This window comes from Brachybacterium sp. GCM10030252, from assembly GCF_042666535.1.
Lineage (GTDB): Bacteria > Actinomycetota > Actinomycetes > Actinomycetales > Dermabacteraceae > Brachybacterium.
The window spans coordinates 13,711-31,465 of the sequence record NZ_JBHTDM010000004.1 but is presented as its reverse complement, the minus strand read 5'-3'; the positions used below and the strand labels follow the sequence as shown (position 1 = coordinate 31,465).

The window sequence follows — 17,755 nt, the reverse complement described above, 5'->3', positions numbered from 1 at the left end:
AGGGCCGAAGCCCAGAGCGGGCGTGCCGGGCCCGAGGCAGGGCCGGCCCGCGAACGACGAAGGAGCCGATGCCTGCTGGCATCGACTCCTGTCCGTACCCCGTACCGGATTTGAACCGGTGTTACCGCCGTGAGAGGGCGACGTCCTAGGCCGCTAGACGAACGGGGCCTGCCCGGGATCCGAGGAACCCGGAACCGCGTGATCCGTGGATCTCGCGTCGTACCCCGTACCGGATTTGAACCGGTGTTACCGCCGTGAGAGGGCGACGTCCTAGGCCGCTAGACGAACGGGGCGCGGACTGCACGACTTCATGAAGCCGTGTAGCGCTGGGGTACCAGGACTCGAACCTAGAACGACGGTACCAGAAACCGCTGTGTTGCCAATTACACCATACCCCATGGTGAGAACACGTTTTTGCGCTCTTCCCGGCGAAGATCCCCGGTGGATTCCGAGGGCTTTCCGGGCCGAGCCGCCGTGGCGTGCCGGAGTAAAACTCTAGCGGGTCGGCGCGGACAAGACAAAGCCAGAAGGCCTCTTCAGGCTGTGAGGCTGAGCACCCGCTCCCCGGCGCGCGTTCTCAGGCGCGGCCGTGCGCCCTCATTGGCCCTCGGCGAGCCGATCGCGCAGCGCCCGCAGACGGACCAGGGTCGAGGGCTTGCCGAGCAGCTCCATCGACTCGAACAGCGGCGGCGAGATGCGGCGGCCGGAGAGGGCGCTGCGCAGGGGTCCGAACGCCAGTCGCGGCTTGATGCCCATCTCCTCGACGATGGCCTCGCGCAGGGCTGCCTCCAGCAGCGCGGCGGTGAAGGAGTCCCCGGGCACCGCCTCCACCTCGGTGATGGCCCGCTCGAGCACGCCGACGGGATCCTCGCCCAGCTTCTTCAGCGCGTCGTCCTCGATCACGAGGTCCTCGTCGGCCACGAACAGGAAGCGCAGCAGGTCGGGGGCCTCGGTGAGCAGGTTCATACGGGTCTGGACCAGCGGCGTTGCCGCGACCAGCAGGGCGCGCTGCTCGGCCGTGATGATCTCCCCCAGCACGCCGGCGGCCTGGAGGTAGGGGATCATCCGCTCGGTCAGCTCCGCCTCGGGCAGCAGGCGGATGTGGTCGGCGTTGATGGCGGTGGCCTTCTTGAGGTCCACGCGCGCGGGATTGGGATTGACGTTCTCAACCGTGAAGCGCTCGATGAGCTGCTCGCGGCCGAAGATGTCCTCGTCGGCGCTGTAGCCCCATCCGAGCAGGGCGAGGTAGTTGACCATGCCCTCGGGCAGGAAGCCCTGGTCGCGGTAGAGGAACAGGTTCGACTGCGGGTCACGCTTGGAGAGCTTCTTGTTCCCCTCCCCCATCACGTAGGGCAGGTGGCCGAACTCGGGCACACGCTCGGCGACGCCGATGTCCACCAGTGCGCGGTACAGCGCGATCTGGCGAGGCGTCGAGGAGAGGATGTCCTCCCCGCGCAGCACGTGGGTGATGCGCATCAGCGCGTCGTCGATCGGGTTGACCAGCGTGTACAGCGGCTTGCCGTTGGCGCGGACCACGACGAAGTCCGGCGTGGAGCCGGCCTTGAAGGTGATCTCTCCGCGGACCAGGTCGGTGAAGGACAGGTCCTCCTCGGGCATGCGCAGGCGCCAGGTGGGCTCGCGACCCTCGGCGCGGTAGGCCGCCTTCTGCTCCTCGGTGAGGTCGCGGTCGTACCCGTCGTAGCCCAGCTGCGGATCCCGGCCGGCGGCGCGGTGGCGCTCGACGATCTCCTCGGCGGTCGAGTAGGCCTCGTAGATGTGCCCGGCGTCCTTGAGCCTGGCGATCACGTCCTGGTAGATCTCACCGCGCTCGGACTGGCGGTAGGGGCCGTGTGGCCCGCCCACCTCGACGCCCTCGTCCCAGTCGATCCCCAGCCAGCGCATCGCCTCCAGCAGCTGCTGGTAGGACTCCTCGCTGTCACGGGCGGCGTCGGTGTCCTCGATCCGGAAGATGAGCTTGCCGCCGTGATGACGGGCGTGGGCCCAGTTGAACAACGCGGTGCGCACCAGTCCCACATGCGGCGTACCGGTCGGGCTGGGACAGAAGCGCACCCTGACCTCGTCGGTGGTCGAGGCGGGGGTCTGGTCCGGGGACGTGGTCACGCGAGATGCTCCTGGGGTCGGGCGATGAGGAATGGTGGGCCGGAGGGGACGCGGCGGGCGGCTCGGGTCAGCGGCGGACGACGGGGTTGGTCAGCGTGCCGATGCCCTGGATCGTGATGTCGATGCTCGAGCCGGCCTCGACGGTGCGCACCCCGGCCGGGGTCCCCGTGAGGATCACATCGCCGGGCAGGAGCGTGACCACGGTGGAGATCTCGGCGATCAGGTCGGCGACGGAGCGGACCATGTCGGCGGTGGTGCCGTCCTGAGCCCTCTCCCCGTCCACGCGGGAACCGATGGCGAGCGCCGACGGATCGAGATCGGTCTCCACCCAGGGGCCGATCGGGCAGGAGGTGTCGAAGGCCTTGGCACGGAACCACTGCTGCTCCTCGCGCTGGGTGTCGCGCGCGGTGAGGTCATTGGCGCAGGTGTAGCCGAGGATCGAATCGGTCACGTCCGCGGGGGCGACGTTCCGGGTCATGCGCTTCATGACCACGGCGAGCTCGGCCTCCAGACTGAGCTCCTGGCTGTACTCGGGGATCGTCACGGGATCCCCGGGGCCGACGACGGCCGTGTTGGGCTTGAGGAAGAACAGGGCCTGCTCGGGGACCTCCTCGCCGAACTCCGCGGCGTGCGCGGCATAGTTGCGGCCGACGCACACCACCTTGGAGCGCGGGATGACCGGCGCGAGCAGCCGGACGTCCTCGAGCGGCACGATGGTGCCGGTGGGTCGGATCTCGGTGTACAGGGGGTCACCGGTGATCCCGTAGACCATGTCCTGGCCGTCCTTCTCCTGGACGATGCCGTACATGGGATCTTCGCCGGTGGTGAATCGGGCGATACGCATGGGCGCCAGTCTAGGCCGTCACCGCACCGACGGACCGCCGCTCCTCGGCGTCGAGGCTCGTACCGGCCCGGGCTCGTACGATGGGCCGGCCCGAGGAACCCGCCGTGGAAGGAGCACCAGGTGACCGCGCCCACCGTCCCCGCCCCTACCCGGCTTCTGAGCACCGAGGACGCCGTTGCCGCGCGCCGCACCCACGAAGCGCGCGCCGATGCGCTCACTGCAGGCCACCGCGAGCGCAGACGGCGGGGCGAGAAGCACCCCGTCGAGGACTTCCTGTTCACCTATTACCCCTTCTCCCCCGCCCGGCTGCGCCGGTGGCATCCGGGGTGGGAGGTCTCCTACGACGCCGCCGCCGATCGCGACGAGCACGGGAAGACCCTGATCCCCGACGTCGACGACGCGGGACATCGCTCCTGGTACGTCGACGTCGACGCCGACGGTCGAGCAGGTGACGGGCCGGGCGACGTTCCCGCGGGAACGTCGTGGCGTCGTGCCGACGTGGCCCGCTACCTCTGCGAGCGCGCCGACGCCCTCGCCTTCATGACCAGGCTGCTGTCCTCGTCGTCACTGGCCGCCCGGCGCCCGCAGTTCGGCTGCTTCGGACTGCACGAATGGGCGATGGTCCACCGGCTGCGGCCGGGTCAGCAGCGTCACGAGGACCTGCCTCTGCGGCTGACCCAGGACGAGACCGACGCGGTCGTCGAACGCGAGAACCTGGTGTGCTCCCACATCGATGCCTTCCGGTTCTTCACCCCGTCGGCCGCCCCGCGCAATGAGCTCGAGCCCACCCGTGCCACCCAGGGCGACCTCGACAATCCCGCCTGCCTGCACGTGGGGATGGACCTGTACAAGTGGGCCATGAAGCTCACCCCGCTGGTGCCCTCGGACGTGGTGCTGGACTGCTTCGAGCACGCCCGGGAGACGAGGGTGCTGGACATGGAGGCGAGCCCCTACGACGTGCGGCCGCTGGGCTACGGCGTGGTGCCGATCGAGACCTCGCAGGGCAAGGCCGAGTACGTGCGGCGGCAGCGGGCCCTCGCCGAGCGCGCGGATGAGCTGCGGGGTCGGATTCTTGCCGGGCTCGAGGGACTCGACAGCCTCAGGACGCTGTGAGAACGCCCATGCCCCGCTCCACAGCATCAACAGGGAGTGGCCCCGTGGACAGCGGGAACACGCTGTATGTTGCGCAGCTGGCGCCGGCCTGGCGAATCATGCAGTGGGTGGGATTCGCCGTGCTGACCGTGTTGGCCGCCGGCGCCGCGGCGGCCGTCGCGGTCCTCTCGGTGCTCGCCTTCGAGGGTGGCCAGCGCCCCGTTGCCATCGCTGTGGCGGCAGCAGTGCTCGTTCCCTGGTCTGCACTGATCGTCTATGTGTTCCGCGTGGCGCGGCTGGCCATGATCGTGACCACCGAGGGAATCACCGTCCGCGAGCTGCTGCGCACCCGCCGGGTCCCCTGGGAGCAGGTGCACCTCATCGACGAGGCGCCGCACTGGTATCACCGCCGCTTGACCTGCATCGTCCTCACCGACGGCACCCGCATCGCCCCGCTGGTCACGAACTACCTCAGCCTCAGGCTGCGCGGCGAGCCGTGGGACCGGGCCGCTCGCGACCGGCACGTCCCCATGGTGCCCACACGGCAGGCCGCCGCGGCGCACCGACGCTGGTTGCGGGGCGAGTTCGCGCCGTCGCCCTGAGCAGTCTCCGCGGCAGTGGCGGCCGGCACCGCCTGGCAGACTGGACCCATGCCGATCCTGACGCCGTTCCTGCCCGAGAGCTCATCCTCCGCCGGTCAGGACGGCATCGTCGACGGGTTCGTCGCGGCCCAGGAATCCGTCGGCCGGGTCCTGTACCCGCATCAGGAGGAGGCGCTGCTGGCGGTCGCCGCGGGTGACCATGTCATCGCGGCCACGCCCACCGGCTCCGGCAAGACCACGATCGCCTACGCCGCGATCTTCGCCGCCATGGCCCGCGGGCAGCGCTCCTACTACACCGCCCCCATCAAGGCGCTGGTCAGCGAGAAGTTCTTCGACCTCGTCGCACAGTTCGGCGCCGAGAACGTCGGGATGATGACCGGGGACTCCGCCGTGAATCACGACGCCCCGATCATCGTGTGCACCGCGGAGATCTTCGCCAACCACGCCCTGCGCGACGGCCCCGGCAGCGACGTCGGCCTCGCGGTGATGGACGAGTTCCACTTCTACGGCGATCCGCAGCGCGGCTGGGCCTGGCAGGTGCCGCTGATCGAGCTCCCCGACTGCCAGTTCGTGCTGATGAGCGCCACCCTCGGCGACGTGTCGAGCTTCGAGGATGACCTCGAAGAGCGCACCGGCCGCGACGTGACCACCATCGACGACGCGCCGCGCCCGGTGCCGCTGGACTTCCGCTGGTCCCTGGAGCCGCTGCCGGACACGATCGCGACGATCCTCCAGGACCGGGACGCCCCGGTCTACATCGTCCACTTCACCCAGAAGGACGCCCTCGAGCAGGCGCAGGCGCTGCTGAACCAGAAGATCCTCGCGGCCGACGAGAAGGAGCGGATCCGCGAGATCATCGGCGACTTCCGGTTCTCCAGGGGCTTCGGCCAGTCGCTGTCGAAGCTGGTGCGCGAGGGCATCGGCGTCCATCACGCCGGCATGCTCCCCAAGTACCGCCGGCTCGTGGAGAAGCTGGCCCAGTCCGGGCTGCTCAAGGTCATCTGCGGCACCGACACCCTGGGCGTGGGCATCAACGTCCCGATCCGCACCGTGCTGCTGACAGGACTGGCGAAGTTCGACGGCAAGCGGATGCGTCTGCTCAACGCCCGCGAGTTCCACCAGATCGCCGGGCGCGCAGGCCGCGCCGGATACGACACCGTCGGGCACGTCGTGGTGCAGGCGCCGCAGTGGACGATCGACTTCGAGCGCGAGCGAGCCAAGCAGCGGGCTCGGGAGGAGGCCGGCAACGCGCCCAACAACGCGAAGAAGCGCAAGAAGGAGCCCAAGCCCCGGATCCCCGAGGGCGCCGTCTCCTGGTCCGAGCAGAACATGACCAAACTGGTCGAGAACGGGCCCGAGCCGCTGCGCCCGCACCTGCGCATCACCCCGGGCATGGTCCTGGCCCTGATCTCCCGGCCCGGTGACGCGATCGCCGCTGGTCGTCACCTGATCATGACCAGCCACCAGACCCGGATCCAGAAACTGAAGCTGGTGCGCGAGGCCGTCGAGATCTTCCGCAACCTCAAGGAGGCGGAGATCATCGAGGTGCTCGACGAACCGGACCACCTGGGCCGGCGCATCGTCCTGGTCGAGGACCTGCAGCTGGACTTCACGATGAACCAGCCGCTGGCACCGTTCGCGATCGCCATGATCGACTCCCTCGACGAGGAGTCCGAGACCCTCACCCTGGACACCGTCTCGATCATCGAGGCGATCCTCGAGGATCCTCGCCAGATCCTGATGGCCCAGCAGAACGCCGCCAAGGGCGAGCTGCTCGCCGAGCTCAAGGCCGAGGGCGTCGAGTACACCGAGCGCATGGCGAGGCTGGACGAGGTCACGTGGCCCAAGCCGCTGGAGGAGGACCTCGAATCCGCCCTGGAGATCTACGCGAAGACCCGGCCATGGGTGCGCGTCGAGGATCTCTCCCCCAAGTCGATCGTGCGCGAGATGTACGAAACCGGGCAGACCTTCAGCGAGTTCGTCCAGCGCTACGGCCTGCAGCGCTCTGAGGGCATCGTGCTGCGCTACCTCTCGGACGCCTACCAGGCGATGCGCCGCACCCTCCCGCAAGACCTGCGCACCGAGGAGCTCGAGGACCTCATCGAGTGGCTCGGGGTGCTGGTGCGCGGCATCGACTCCTCGCTGCTGGACGAATGGGAGGCCCTGTCCCATCCGGAGGACGCCGACCCCGACGGCGCGACCGAGATCCGCCCCACCACGCCGCGCGGACTCTCCGCCCAGACCAAGGTGCTGCGCACCATGGTGCGCGCCGCGATGTGGCAGCGCGTCGAGCACTTCGCCTTCGAGCGCGAGCAGCGGCTCGGTGAGCTGGACGGCGCCTCGGGCTGGGATCGCCCGCGGTGGGCGGAGGCCATGGACGAGTACTACGACACCTACGACCACGTCGGCATCGACGGGCCGGCCCGCTCCCCACAGCTGCTGCAGATCACCGAGGAGTCAAAGGTGTGGCGGATCCGCCAGGTGCTCGACGATCCCGACCACAACCACGACTGGGGCATCGAGGCCGAGCTCGACCTGGAGGCGACCGACGAGGCCGGGGAGCCGGTCCTGGAGATCACTCACGTCGGCGACATCGCCGACCGCTGACGGTTCAGGAAACAGGCTGCAGCCTGCACACGACAGCACGCAGCGGAAGGGGCCGATGCCCGTGCGGGCACCGGCCCCGTGCCGGGGGTTCCAGCGGTCAGGCCCTCAGGAGGCCCCGGCCTCCGCATAGACCTCCTGGGCCGCGTCCCCGAAGTAGGGCCCGTACATCACGCCCGGCTGGGCGCTGTAGCCGAAGCTGTTGACCGACGTCTGGTATCCGTCCGGTCCGTCCCCGGAGAACCAGGGCCCGCCGGAGGATCCGCCGGTCATGTCACACTCGATGCCCTGGTCGTCGGTGCCGCCCAGGGTGTCGTCCATGCCGTACCCCTGGCAGGATTCCAGCGTCTGGCCATCGAACGGTGCGGCCGCCGGGTATCCGTACGAGGTGTACAGGCCGCCGCGCTCCTGGTTGAAGGCGATGCCGGAGGCGCCGACGGTCTCGGACAGGGTGGCGTCCCCGCTCTCGGGCTCGACCACGGCGAAGGCGACGTCGTAGTTGATGTCCTCCGAGCTGACCCACTGATCGGTGGAGAACAGTTCCGCACCGCTCCACAGGCCGTACGGGGTCTCGCCCTCGTGGTAGCCGGGCGCGAAGACCCAGTTGGTGGCCCAGCTGCCTGCCTCGTGGACGCAGTGCCCGGCGGTGGCGACGGTCGCCTGGTTCCCGGAGGCCACGGCGTTGCCGGAGCAGACGTAGTCGACGCCGCCCTGGGTGAAGAACACCTTGCCGATGTGGTCCGTGTTCGAGGCGACCGCGGCCGGGGCCGCATCACCGGGCGCGGCCTGGGGCTGGGCGGCCTCGCTCGCCTCCTGGGGCGAGGTGCCCGTCTGCGGCTGGGTCCCTCCGGCGACCGAGGGCACCTCCACCGGGGCCGCGGTCTCGACCACCTCCGTCGCCGTCGCGGCAAGGTCCTCCACCAGTTCTCCGGCGGGGGTCGCGGCTTCCATGCGCTCGGCGCTCCAGTACTCCTGGGCGCTGTCCTGCGCGCTCTCGCTCAGCGTGGTGGTCTCGGGCTCGTCGCCGGATGGCTCGGCCGTGGCGAGGCCGGCGCCGCCGAGGGTCAGGGCCGCGGCGAGGACCACCACCCTGGCCGCTCGGAGACGTCGTCCCCGCTGAGGAGGGAACGGCTCGGCAGATGTGCTGGTCCAGTGCTGCGTGGGGTCGACAGTCACAGGAGGGGTCCTTTCGCAGGGGATCGGGAGCGGCGTGAGGGCGCCGCCCCGACACGCTACGTCGTGTGACCCATCGCACCAACCATGTCCGCAGCGTGACACGCGGACAGATGACGATGCTCAGCGCTCCGGCTCCCCCGCTGCGTCGCCCGCATCGCCGCCCTGAGTGGTCTGGTCGTCACGATCCTCGTCCTGGTCCGTCAGCGGCAGCTCCCGGTCGAGCGGGAAGGGGCGCGCATCTCGCCGGCGCTGCGGCGTCCAGTACTCCGCAGCGTGCTCGCCCTCCATGCCCCTCTCGGCGTCCCCTGCTCGTGACAGGGATCGACGCCGAGGATCCTCGGATCGCCGGGCGGTCATGGTGCGCTCCCGGACGTATCAGCCGGCCGCGTCGAGGTCGAGATCGACCATCAGCTCCGCGGCGATCTGCTCGAGCGCCTCGCGGATGTGCGACTCGTCGGTGCCGGCGGCCAGACGCACCTCGGCCTCGGCCTCGAAGAGCAGTCCCCCGCCCTGCGGTGCCTCCCGGGTCCAGCTGCGCAGCCCGTCGATCGTGGCCCCTTGGGAGTGGAGGGCCGTGGTGACCTCACGGACCATGCCGGTGCGATCCTGCCCCAGCAGATGCAGGCGCAGCACGTCCCCGGTCGCAGCTCCGCTCGCCCCCGGGACGGCGGCGGTCGCCTCCACCTCCAGGCCGACCTCGGCGGCCAGTGCCGGCAGCTGGGCGAGGAAGGCCTCGACGCTGCGGTCGGGGAGCTCGACCTGCACGATGCCGGCGAACTTCCCGGCGAGCAGGGCCAGCTGGCTGTCGACCCAGTTCCCTCCGTGCTCATCGACGGCGGCCGCGAGAGCGGCCACCAGACCGGGGCGGTCATCGCCGATGGCGGTGAGCACATAGGTCGTCGTCTGCGTCGGCGTCGTCATACGCCCACACTAGCGCCCTGCCCGCGGACGCACCGCACCGTGCACCAGGGGTGGACGCCCCGGTCAGGCGCGTGCCGGCGCCGGTTCCGGCTCGGAGCGCCCGCCGGCCCGGGCGATGGACCACGTGACCGCGAGCGCCCCCAGCGTGGCCACCGCCAGCAGCAGGATGGCCGGTGAGTAGGTTCCCGTCCGCGCCAGCACCGCCGCCATCACCAGGGGCGGGAAGAAGCCTCCCAGGCCGCCGGCCGCACCGACCACGCCGGTCACCGAGCCGACCACGGAGGGTTCGGTCACCTGGGCGACGAGGGCGAACACGGCTCCGGTGCCCAGCCCGAGACCGGCCGCGACGACGAGGAAGGCGAACGAGCCCACCGGCATCAGCGGCGGATGCGCTGCCACCACGAGCGCCCCGAGGAGCACGGCGAGATAGGACAGCAGGAGCGTTCGGCCCGCGCCGATCCGGTCCGACAGCACCCCGCCGAGGGGCCGCAGGAGCACAGCGGCCACGACGAAGCCGGCCATGCCGTAGGCGGCGACCGCACTGGAGAGCCCGTACCAGGTGCTCAGCAGGGTCGGGAGGAAGACCGTGAAGGCGACATAGCCGCCGAAGGACAGCGCGTAGAGGTAGCAGGCCTGCCAGGTGATCCGCAGACGGAGCACCGAGGCCGTCTGCGTGATGATGTTGCGACGGGACGGGGACCAGGTGGGCGAGGTGGGCATGAACCGCCAGGCCAGCAGCGAGTAGGCCATCAGCACCACGGCAGTGACCACGAACGGTGCCTTGTCCCCGCTCGCGCTGAGCAGAGGCACGGTGGTGAAGGCGCTGAGGGAGGTGCCTCCCATGCTGGCGCCGAAGAGGCCCGTGGCCAGGCCTCGCTTGCCCGCCGGGAACCAGGAGTTCACGTACGGGATGCCGATCGCGAACGCGGTGCCGGCGATGCCCAGGAAGAACCCGCCCACCAGGAGGGCGGGATAGGTGTATTGGCCGATGAAGCCGATGAAGAGCACGGGGACCACGGTGGCCAGCGTGATGGCCGGGAACATGACCCGCCCGCCGAAGCGGTCGGTGAGGGCGCCGACGGGGATCCTGCCCAGGGACCCGACCAGAACGGGAATGGCCACCAGCAGCGAGGCCTCCGGGGCCAGCCCGCGCTCGACATAGATCGGCCCGAGCGGGCTCAGCAGCGTCCAGGCCCAGCAGGCGAGGGCGAAGCCCAAGGTCGCCAGCACCAGCGCCCGGGTCGCGCCGGGTGGGACCGTGCTCCCGGGGTTCCGGGCCGATCGCGGGTCGTTGCCGGAGTCGGACGGGGATGCGGGGCCGGGATGGGGACGGGCGACGAGAGGTTCTGCGGACATGGGACGCTCCGCTCCGAGGAGTGCGCCGGCACGATCGGGACCTGCAGGGGCCCGCGCGCAGCACGATGCGATGTGGTCCCGGTCAGCATGCACGCGGAGGCCCCGGGGGCCTGTGGTGAGCCGCCGTCGGCAAGACCTCGGGTAACGATCCGGTCACGCGCCCGCGCGGGGCGGGTCCTGCGCCGGCGCGGACGCTATGCACGGCGGCCCGACGACTCCGCAGACACGCAGGTCCGCAGGCCCGCAGGTCCGCAGGTCCGCAGGTCCGCAGCGAGAGTTACACGCCCGAGGTGTGCAGTCCCGACTTGTGCAGCCCGTACGTGTACGCGTCCACGATCGCCTCCCAGGAGGCCTCGATGATGTTCGCGCCGACGCCGACGGTCTGGAACTCCAGTCCTGCCCCGGCGGTGCTCACCAGCACGCGGGTGGTGGCGTCCGTGCCGTGGTGGGCATCGAGGATGCGCACCTTGAAGTCCTGCAGCTCGAGCCGCTCGATCAGCGGGAACCGCGAGCGCAGGGCCTGTCGCAGTGCGGTGTCCAGGGCATTGACGGGCCCGTTGCCCTCGGCGATCTCGACGACGCGGGTGCCGCGGCCGTCGTCCCCGAGCTTCACGGTCGCCTCGGATTCCAGGGAGCCGTCGCGCGCCTGGTACGAGGTCGCCCGCCAGGACTCCACCTCGAAGAAGCGCGGCACCCGGCCCATCTCGTCCAGGAGCAGCAGCTCGAAGGACGCGTCAGCGGCCTCGTAGGAGTAGCCGGTCGCCTCGCGCTGTTTGACCGTGGTGGCCAGACGGGTCAGGAGATCGGGCTCGTCGGTCAGATCGAAGCCGAGCTCGCGGCCCTTGAGCTCGATCGATGCGCGCCCGGCCATGTCGGAGATGATCATGCGCATGTCGTTGCCGACGGCACGCGGATCGGTGTGCTGATAGAGGTCGGGGTCCACGCGGATCGCACTGGCGTGGAGCCCGGCCTTGTGCGCGAAAGCGCTGGCCCCGACGTACGGCGCCCGGGTGGTCACCGGCATGTTCACGATCTCGCCGATGGCGTGGGCGACCCGGGTGGTCTCGGCCAGCGTCTCCTCGGGCACCAGCTCCAGGCCCATCTTCAGCTGCAGGTCCGCGAGCATGGTGACGAGGTCCGCGTTGCCGGTGCGCTCGCCGTAGCCGTTGACACAGCCCTGGATGTGGTCGATGCCGGCTCGCACCGCGGTGAGGGCGTTGGCGACCGCGCAGCCGGAGTCGTTGTGGGTGTGGATCCCCAGGCGCGCCTGCGGCGAGCCCGCCGCCCCCAGACGCGAGCGCAGATCCGCGATGATCTCGGCGACCTGGTGCGGGAGCATTCCGCCGTTGGTGTCGCACAGGACGACCACCCCGGCGCCCGCCTCGACGGCGGCGAGGACCACCGAGGTGGTGTAGGCGGGATCGTCGACGAAGCCGTCGAAGAAGTGCTCGGCGTCGACGAAGACCTCGCGGCCGAGGCCCACCAGGTGCGCCACGGTCTCGCGCACCATCGCGAGGTTCTCCTCGCCGCTGGTCCGCAGCGCCCCGGTGACGTGGCGCAGGTCGGATTTCGCGACCAGGGTGATGGTGGGAGCGGCGGAGTCGACCAGCGCCCGGACCTGGGCGTCCTCGGCGACGTCCACGCCGGCCTTGCGGGTGGAGCCGAATGCGGCGAGCCGGGCGGTGTGCAGCTCCAGCTCGCCGGCGGCGCGGGCGAAGAACTCCGTGTCCCGGGGCACGGCCCCGGGCCACCCGCCCTCGATGTAGGTCACCCCGAGCTCGTCGAGGTGGCGGGCGACGGCGAGCTTGTCGGCGACCGACAGGCTCAGCCCCTCCTGCTGCGAGCCGTCACGCAGAGTGGTGTCGTAGAGATGGAAGCCGGGGATCGGTGCGACGGGGGTCATGGCACTCACACCAGCCTCGTCATCCAGCCGTGCCGGTCGGGGATCCGGCCGTACTGGATGTCGGTGATCTCCTGGCGCAGGGCCAGAGTCGTCTTCCCCGAGCCCCCGTCGCCGACGGTCCAGGACCCACCGAGCGCGCGGAACTCGCCGATCGGGTTGATGACCGCGGCGGTGCCGCAGGCGAACATCTCGGTGATCTCGCCGGAGCTGACCTGCTCGAGCACGTCGCTCATCGCCAGGCGCTGCTCGACGCGCTCGAGCCCGCGGTCAGCGGCCAGGGCCAGCACGGATTCGCGGGTGATGCCCTCGAGGATCGATCCGGTGATGCTCGGGGTGAGCAGACGGCCGTCGGCGGTGATCGCGAAGACGTTCATCCCGGAGAGCTCGTCGATGTTCGTGCGCGTCTCGGAATCCAGGAACAGCACCTCGTCGGCCCCGTGCTCGAGGGCCTCGGCCTTGCCCAGCAGGGAGGAGGCGTAGTTGCCGCCGCACTTGGCGGCGCCGGTGCCGCCGGCGCCCGCGCGGGAGTACTCGTCGCTGATCCACACCACCAGCGGCTGCACGCCCCGGGGGAAATAGGCGCCGGCCGGGGAGGCGATGACGTAGTACTCCACGCGGCGGGAGGCCCGGACCCCGAGGAACTCCTCGCTGGCGAACATGAAGGGGCGCAGGTACAGCGACTCCTCGGTGGTGGGTGCGGGCACCCAGGGCTCGTCGGCAGCGACGAGCGCCGTGAGGGAGGTGAGGAAGGCGTCGGTCGCCAGCTCCGGCAGGGCGAGCCGGCGGGCGGAGGCCTGCATCCGCTCGGCATTGCGCTCGGGGCGGAAGGTCCACACGGACCCATCGGCATGGCGGAACGCCTTCAGCCCCTCGAAGATCTCCTGGGCGTAGTGCAGCACGGCGGAGGCGGGCGAGAGCTGGATCGGGCCGTACGGGACCACCTCGCCCTCGTCCCAGCCGGCGTCGGCGGTCCACGTCGCATGGGCCATGAAGTCGGTGAAGTAGGTGCCGAAGCCCGGGTCGGCGAGGATGCGGGCGCGCTCGTCGTCGCCGATGCGACGGGCCTGTTCGGTGTGGGGGAAGGCGAGCGCGCTCACGGGAGTCTCCTCGGGTCGGTGGCGGTCAGGGCACAAGTCTTGCAGGGTCGCGGGTCAGCGTCCGGAGATCGCGGCGACCAGGGCGTCCCCGATCGCGGTGGTCCCGCGGTCGCCCGGACCACTGGGCTGGGCGCGGGCGGAGAGGTCCTGCTCGACGGCGGCGCGGACCGTGGCGGCCGGTCCGCCGTGACCGAGGTGGTCCAGCAGCAGGGCGACCGAGAGCACCGTCGCGGTGGGGTCGGCGAGGCCCTTCCCGGCGATGTCGGGGGCGGAGCCGTGGACCGGTTCGAACATGGAGGGGAAGGCGCCGGTGGGGTTGATGTTGGCGCTCGCGGCCAGGCCGATGCCGCCGCCGACGGCCGCGGCGAGGTCGGTGACGATGTCGCCGAAGAGGTTGTCGGTGACGATCACGTCGAAGCGGGAGGGGTCGGTGACCAGGTAGATCATGGTGGCGTCGACGTGGGCGTAGTCGACCTCGACGCCCGGGTGCTCCGCGCCGACCTCCTCGACGATGCGGCGCCACAGGTGACCGGCGTGGACCAGCACGTTGTGCTTGTGCACCAGGGTCAGCTTCCCCCGGCGCTTCTCGGCCTGCTCGAACGCGTAGCGCACCACGCGCTCGACGCCGACGGCGGTATTGAGGGAGACCTCGGTGGCGACCTCGAGCGGCGTCCCGGTGCGCATCGAGCCGCCGTTGCCGACGTACGGCCCCTCGGTGCCCTCACGCACCACCAGGAAGTCCACCTCGCTGGGATCTGCCAGGGGCGAGTCCACGCCGGGGAACAGCCGTGTCGGACGCAGATTCACGTACTGGTCGAAGCCGAAGCGGAGCGTCAGCAGCAGCCCGCGCTCGAGGACGCCCGAGGGGACGTCGGGGTCGCCGACGGCGCCGAGCAGGATCGCGTCGTGCTCGGCCAGGCGCGCCATGTCCTCATCGGTCAGGGTCTCGCCCGTGCGGTGCCAGCGCCCCGCGCCGAGGTCGAAGTCCGTGGTCTCGACGCTGACCCCGGCCGGTTCGAGGGCCGCCCGAAGGGCCCGCACACCCTGCGGGACGACCTCGTGGCCGATGCCGTCCCCCTCGATGACGGCGAGGCGGAGGGTGCTGCTCGGGCTGGCGGTGCTCATGGGGACTCCGGTTCTGCGGGATGCGTCAGGAGGTGGGATCAGTCAGGGGCCGGCTCGGTCAGGTGACCGGATCGGTCAGGGAACGGGGTCAGTAGACGAGGTCGACGGCGTGGATGGAATGGGCGCCGATCGACGCGCCGATCGATTCGGCGAGCTCGCGATCCACGGAGACGTCCAGGTCGAGGACCACCAGGGCCTCGGCGCCGGGGCCGTTCCCGGCGCGGGAGACCTGCATGCCGGCGATGTTCACGCCTGCTTCGCCCAGATGGGCGCCGTACTGGCCGATCAGGCCGGGGCCGTCGTCGTAGCGGATCATCAGCAGATGATCGCTCAGCGGCACGTCGAGCTCGTGGCCGCCGACCTCGATTAGCTTGTGGGCCTGCTCGACGCCGCTGAGGGTGCCCGAGACCGAGACCACCTGGCCGTCACGGAGCGTGCCGCGGATGGTGATGACGTTGCGGAACCGCTCCGAGGTCTCGTCGGTCACGAGCTGGACCGTGATGCCGCGCTCCTCCGCCATCACCGGGGCGTTGACGTAGCTGACCTGCTCGGTGACCACGCTGCGGAAGATGCCGCGCAGCGCGGAGAGCTTCAGGGCGGTGACGTCGCGCGAGGCGATCTCGCCGTGGACCTCGATGTCCAGCAGGTCCGGCGCCTCGGCGGCCAGAGCCGTGAACAGCTGGCCGAGGCGGTCGGCGAGGGCCACACCGGGGCGCACCTCGTCATCCAGGGCACCGCCGGCGACGTTGACCGCGTCGGGCACCAGCTCACCGGCAAGTGCCAGCCGCACGGACTTGGCGACGGCCACGCCGGCCTTCTCCTGCGCCTCGGCGGTGGAGGCGCCCAGGTGCGGAGTGAGCGTGACGCTGTCGAGCTCGAGCAGCCGCGCCGCGGTCTCGGAGGTGGACGGGGGCTCGGAGGTGTACACGTCCAGTGCCGCACCGGCGATCCGCCCGGCCGACAGCGCCTCGTAGAGGGCCTCCTCGTCGATCAGCCCGCCGCGGGCGGCGTTGACGATGTGCAGGTTCGGCTTCGCCAGGGCGAACTGCTCGGCACCGATCAGGCCCGTGGTCTCGGGCGTCTTGGGCATGTGCACCGTGACGATGTCCGCGGCGCTCATCAGCTCGTCCAGCTCGACCACGCGGGCGCCGAGCTCGGCGGCGCGGGTGTGGTTGACGTAGGGGTCATAGGCGAGCAGGTCCACGCCGAAGGGCGTCAGCCGCTCGGCGACCAGCTGACCGATGCGGCCGAAGCCGACGATGCCGACCGTCTTGCCGAGAAGCTCGACGCCGCTGAGCTGCTTGCGCTCCCAGCGTCCCGCCTTGACCGACGCGTCGGCGCGAGCGAGGTTGCGCAGCGACGCGAGCACGAGGGAGACCGCGAGCTCCGCGGCGGAGACGATGTTGGAGGTGGGGGCGTTGATGACCATGACGCCTGCGGTGGTGGCGGCCTTGACGTCGACGTTGTCCAGGCCCACGCCCGCGCGGGCGACGACCTTCAGGCCGGGGGCGGCGGCGAACAGTTCGGCGTCCACGGCGGTGGCCGAGCGCACGAGCAGGGCGTCGGCCTCGGCGACGGCCTCGAGCAGGGCGGGACGGTCGGTGCCGTCGACGTGGCGGACATCGGCGTCGTTGCCGAAGACCTCGATGGTGGCGGGCGAGAGTTCTTCGGCGAGGAGCACGACGGGACGCGTCACGGGATGTACCTCCGGGTCGGGTGGCAGCACCCGGGGATGCCGTCTCCGGGGCCAGGAAAAGAATACGTCGGTGTCCGCCATGCGATCACGCAAGTCATCATGCGAGATGCCGGCGGCGGGCGCACCGTGAGGGCGCGCCCGCCGCTCTCAGCGGGCGGTGATCAGCGCGCGGCGCTGCCCTCGGTGTATCCGTCCACGCTCTCCTTGTTCCACGAGAACATCTTGCGCAGATCCTTGCCGACCGCCTCGATCGGGTGAGCCGCCTCCTGCTCGCGGAGCTTGGTGAACTCCGGGGCGCCGGCGTCCTGATCATCGATGAAGCGCTGGGCGAAGGAGCCGTCCTGGATGTCGGAGAGGATGTCCTTCATGGTGGCCTTGGTCTCGTCGGTCACCAGGCGCGGGCCGGAGACGTAGTCGCCGAACTCCGCGGTGTCCGAGCAGGACCAGCGCTGCTTGGTGATGCCGCCCTCGTTGATGAGGTCGACGATCAGCTTCAGCTCGTGGAGGACCTCGAAGTAGGCGATCTGCGGCTGGTACCCGGCCTCGGTGAGGGTCTCGAACCCGGCCTGGATCAGGTGGCTCACGCCGCCGCACAGCACGGCCTGCTCACCGAACAGGTCGGTCTCGGTCTCCTCGGTGAAGGTGGTCTTGATGACGCCGGCGCGGGTGCCGCCGATGCCCTTGGCGTAGGCCAGCACAAGGTCCCAGGCGGAGCCGGAGGCGTCCTGCTCGACGGCGACGATGTCCGGGATGCCGCGGCCGGCGACGAATTCGCGGCGCACGGTGTGGCCGGGGGCCTTCGGGGCGATCAGGAGCACGTCGACGCCCTCGGGCACCTCGATGTAGCCGAAGCGGATGTTGAAGCCGTGGGCGAAGGCGAGCGCCTTGCCCTCGCTCAGGTGCGGCTTGATGGACTCCGCGTAGACCTTCCGCTGGTCCTGGTCCGGGGTGAGGATCATGATCACGTCGGCCCACTCGGAGACCTCGGCGACGGTGCCGACGCCCAGGCCCTCCTCCTCGACCTTGGCGCGGGAGGAGGATCCCTCGCGCAGGCCGACGCGGACCTCGACGCCGCTGTCGCGCAGGTTCAGCGCATGGGCGTGGCCCTGTGAGCCGAAGCCGACGACGGCGACCTTCTTGCCCTGGATGATCGAGAGGTCGGCGTTGTCGTCGTAGTAGATCTCAGCCACGATGTGCTCCTTTGTCAGTGTGAGGTTC

14 protein-coding genes and 3 tRNA genes are annotated in these 17,755 nt (G+C 70.5%); 3 read left to right on the top strand and 14 right to left on the bottom strand.

Annotation, left to right across the window (positions count from 1 at the left end):
* Nucleotides 1-95: 95 nt before the first annotated feature.
* From ACFQRJ_RS01825 to ACFQRJ_RS01805, 5 genes are all read right to left on the bottom strand, one after another.
* Nucleotides 96-168: transfer RNA gene (locus tag ACFQRJ_RS01825), tRNA-Glu, on the bottom strand.
* A gap of 52 nt (nt 169-220) precedes the next feature.
* Nucleotides 221-293 (bottom strand) — tRNA-Glu (locus ACFQRJ_RS01820).
* 33 nt (nt 294-326) lie between these two features.
* Nucleotides 327-398: transfer RNA gene (locus tag ACFQRJ_RS01815), tRNA-Gln, on the bottom strand.
* Nucleotides 399-597: 199 nt separating this feature from the next.
* Nucleotides 598-2,121 carry a glutamate--tRNA ligase gene (gltX, locus tag ACFQRJ_RS01810; RefSeq protein ID WP_377016427.1) on the bottom strand — a complete coding sequence of 508 codons (1,524 nt, stop codon included), beginning with the start codon at nt 2,119-2,121 and terminating at the stop codon, nt 598-600.
* A 67-nt stretch (nt 2,122-2,188) separates the two neighbouring features.
* Nucleotides 2,189-2,965, bottom strand: coding sequence for a fumarylacetoacetate hydrolase family protein (locus tag ACFQRJ_RS01805; RefSeq protein WP_377016425.1), 777 nt, complete (start codon nt 2,963-2,965; stop codon nt 2,189-2,191).
* A gap of 120 nt (nt 2,966-3,085) precedes the next feature.
* On the opposite strand from ACFQRJ_RS01805, the gene ACFQRJ_RS01800 reads away from it, so the two are divergent.
* Genes ACFQRJ_RS01800 through ACFQRJ_RS01790 form a run of 3 tightly spaced genes read left to right on the top strand, consistent with a single transcriptional unit; the run spans nt 3,086 to nt 7,266 of the window.
* The gene (locus ACFQRJ_RS01800; protein ID WP_377016422.1) at nt 3,086-4,078 is read left to right on the top strand and encodes a 3-methyladenine DNA glycosylase; all 993 of its coding nucleotides are present in this window, start codon (nt 3,086-3,088) and stop codon (nt 4,076-4,078) included.
* Between the two features lie 44 nt (nt 4,079-4,122).
* The gene (locus ACFQRJ_RS01795) at nt 4,123-4,659 is read left to right on the top strand and encodes a PH domain-containing protein (protein ID WP_377016420.1); all 537 of its coding nucleotides are present in this window, start codon (nt 4,123-4,125) and stop codon (nt 4,657-4,659) included.
* A gap of 48 nt (nt 4,660-4,707) precedes the next feature.
* Nucleotides 4,708-7,266: a DEAD/DEAH box helicase gene (locus ACFQRJ_RS01790; protein WP_377016418.1), complete on the top strand. Its 2,559-nt coding sequence runs from the start codon at nt 4,708-4,710 to the stop codon at nt 7,264-7,266.
* Nucleotides 7,267-7,371: 105 nt separating this feature from the next.
* On the opposite strand, the gene ACFQRJ_RS01785 is transcribed toward ACFQRJ_RS01790, so the two are convergent.
* From ACFQRJ_RS01785 to ilvC, 9 genes are all read right to left on the bottom strand, one after another.
* Nucleotides 7,372-8,439, bottom strand: a complete 1,068-nt coding sequence (locus ACFQRJ_RS01785) for a trypsin-like serine peptidase (protein WP_377016416.1) — start codon at nt 8,437-8,439, stop codon at nt 7,372-7,374.
* 120 nt (nt 8,440-8,559) lie between these two features.
* Nucleotides 8,560-8,727, bottom strand: coding sequence for a hypothetical protein (locus tag ACFQRJ_RS01780; protein WP_377016414.1), 168 nt, complete (start codon nt 8,725-8,727; stop codon nt 8,560-8,562).
* 87 nt (nt 8,728-8,814) lie between these two features.
* On the bottom strand, nt 8,815-9,360 hold the full coding sequence (locus tag ACFQRJ_RS01775; RefSeq protein WP_377016412.1) for a glycine cleavage system protein R: 546 nt from the start codon (nt 9,358-9,360) through the stop codon (nt 8,815-8,817).
* Nucleotides 9,361-9,423: 63 nt separating this feature from the next.
* A complete protein-coding gene (locus ACFQRJ_RS01770; RefSeq protein ID WP_377016410.1) occupies nt 9,424-10,716 on the bottom strand; it encodes a nitrate/nitrite transporter in 1,293 nt (430 codons plus the stop codon).
* 277 nt (nt 10,717-10,993) lie between these two features.
* On the bottom strand, nt 10,994-12,619 hold the full coding sequence (gene cimA, locus ACFQRJ_RS01765; RefSeq protein ID WP_377016408.1) for a citramalate synthase: 1,626 nt from the start codon (nt 12,617-12,619) through the stop codon (nt 10,994-10,996).
* Between the two features lie 5 nt (nt 12,620-12,624).
* Nucleotides 12,625-13,716 (bottom strand): branched-chain amino acid aminotransferase, encoded by a 1,092-nt coding sequence (locus ACFQRJ_RS01760; RefSeq protein ID WP_377016406.1) that lies wholly within the window; start codon nt 13,714-13,716, stop codon nt 12,625-12,627.
* A 54-nt stretch (nt 13,717-13,770) separates the two neighbouring features.
* On the bottom strand, nt 13,771-14,841 hold the full coding sequence (locus tag ACFQRJ_RS01755; RefSeq protein ID WP_377016404.1) for a 3-isopropylmalate dehydrogenase: 1,071 nt from the start codon (nt 14,839-14,841) through the stop codon (nt 13,771-13,773).
* 88 nt (nt 14,842-14,929) lie between these two features.
* Nucleotides 14,930-16,537, bottom strand: coding sequence for a phosphoglycerate dehydrogenase (gene serA / locus ACFQRJ_RS01750; RefSeq protein WP_377016402.1), 1,608 nt, complete (start codon nt 16,535-16,537; stop codon nt 14,930-14,932).
* Nucleotides 16,538-16,698: 161 nt separating this feature from the next.
* The gene (gene ilvC, locus ACFQRJ_RS01745; RefSeq protein ID WP_377017254.1) at nt 16,699-17,745 is read right to left on the bottom strand and encodes a ketol-acid reductoisomerase; all 1,047 of its coding nucleotides are present in this window, start codon (nt 17,743-17,745) and stop codon (nt 16,699-16,701) included.
* Nucleotides 17,746-17,755: the final 10 nt, after the last annotated feature.

What these genes read in the sequence shown, in the direction of transcription:
- ACFQRJ_RS01790 (WP_377016418.1), top strand. Translation starts at nt 4,708, where the DNA reads ATGCCGATCCTGACGCCGTTCCTGCCCGAGAGCTCATCCTCCGCCGGT.
- ACFQRJ_RS01755 (WP_377016404.1), bottom strand. Translation starts at nt 14,841, where the DNA reads ATGAGCACCGCCAGCCCGAGCAGCACCCTCCGCCTCGCCGTCATCGAG.
- ACFQRJ_RS01780 (WP_377016414.1), bottom strand. Translation starts at nt 8,727, where the DNA reads ATGGAGGGCGAGCACGCTGCGGAGTACTGGACGCCGCAGCGCCGGCGA.
- cimA (WP_377016408.1), bottom strand. Translation starts at nt 12,619, where the DNA reads ATGACCCCCGTCGCACCGATCCCCGGCTTCCATCTCTACGACACCACT.
- ACFQRJ_RS01805 (WP_377016425.1), bottom strand. Translation starts at nt 2,965, where the DNA reads ATGCGTATCGCCCGATTCACCACCGGCGAAGATCCCATGTACGGCATC.
- ACFQRJ_RS01770 (WP_377016410.1), bottom strand. Translation starts at nt 10,716, where the DNA reads ATGTCCGCAGAACCTCTCGTCGCCCGTCCCCATCCCGGCCCCGCATCC.
- ACFQRJ_RS01775 (WP_377016412.1), bottom strand. Translation starts at nt 9,360, where the DNA reads ATGACGACGCCGACGCAGACGACGACCTATGTGCTCACCGCCATCGGC.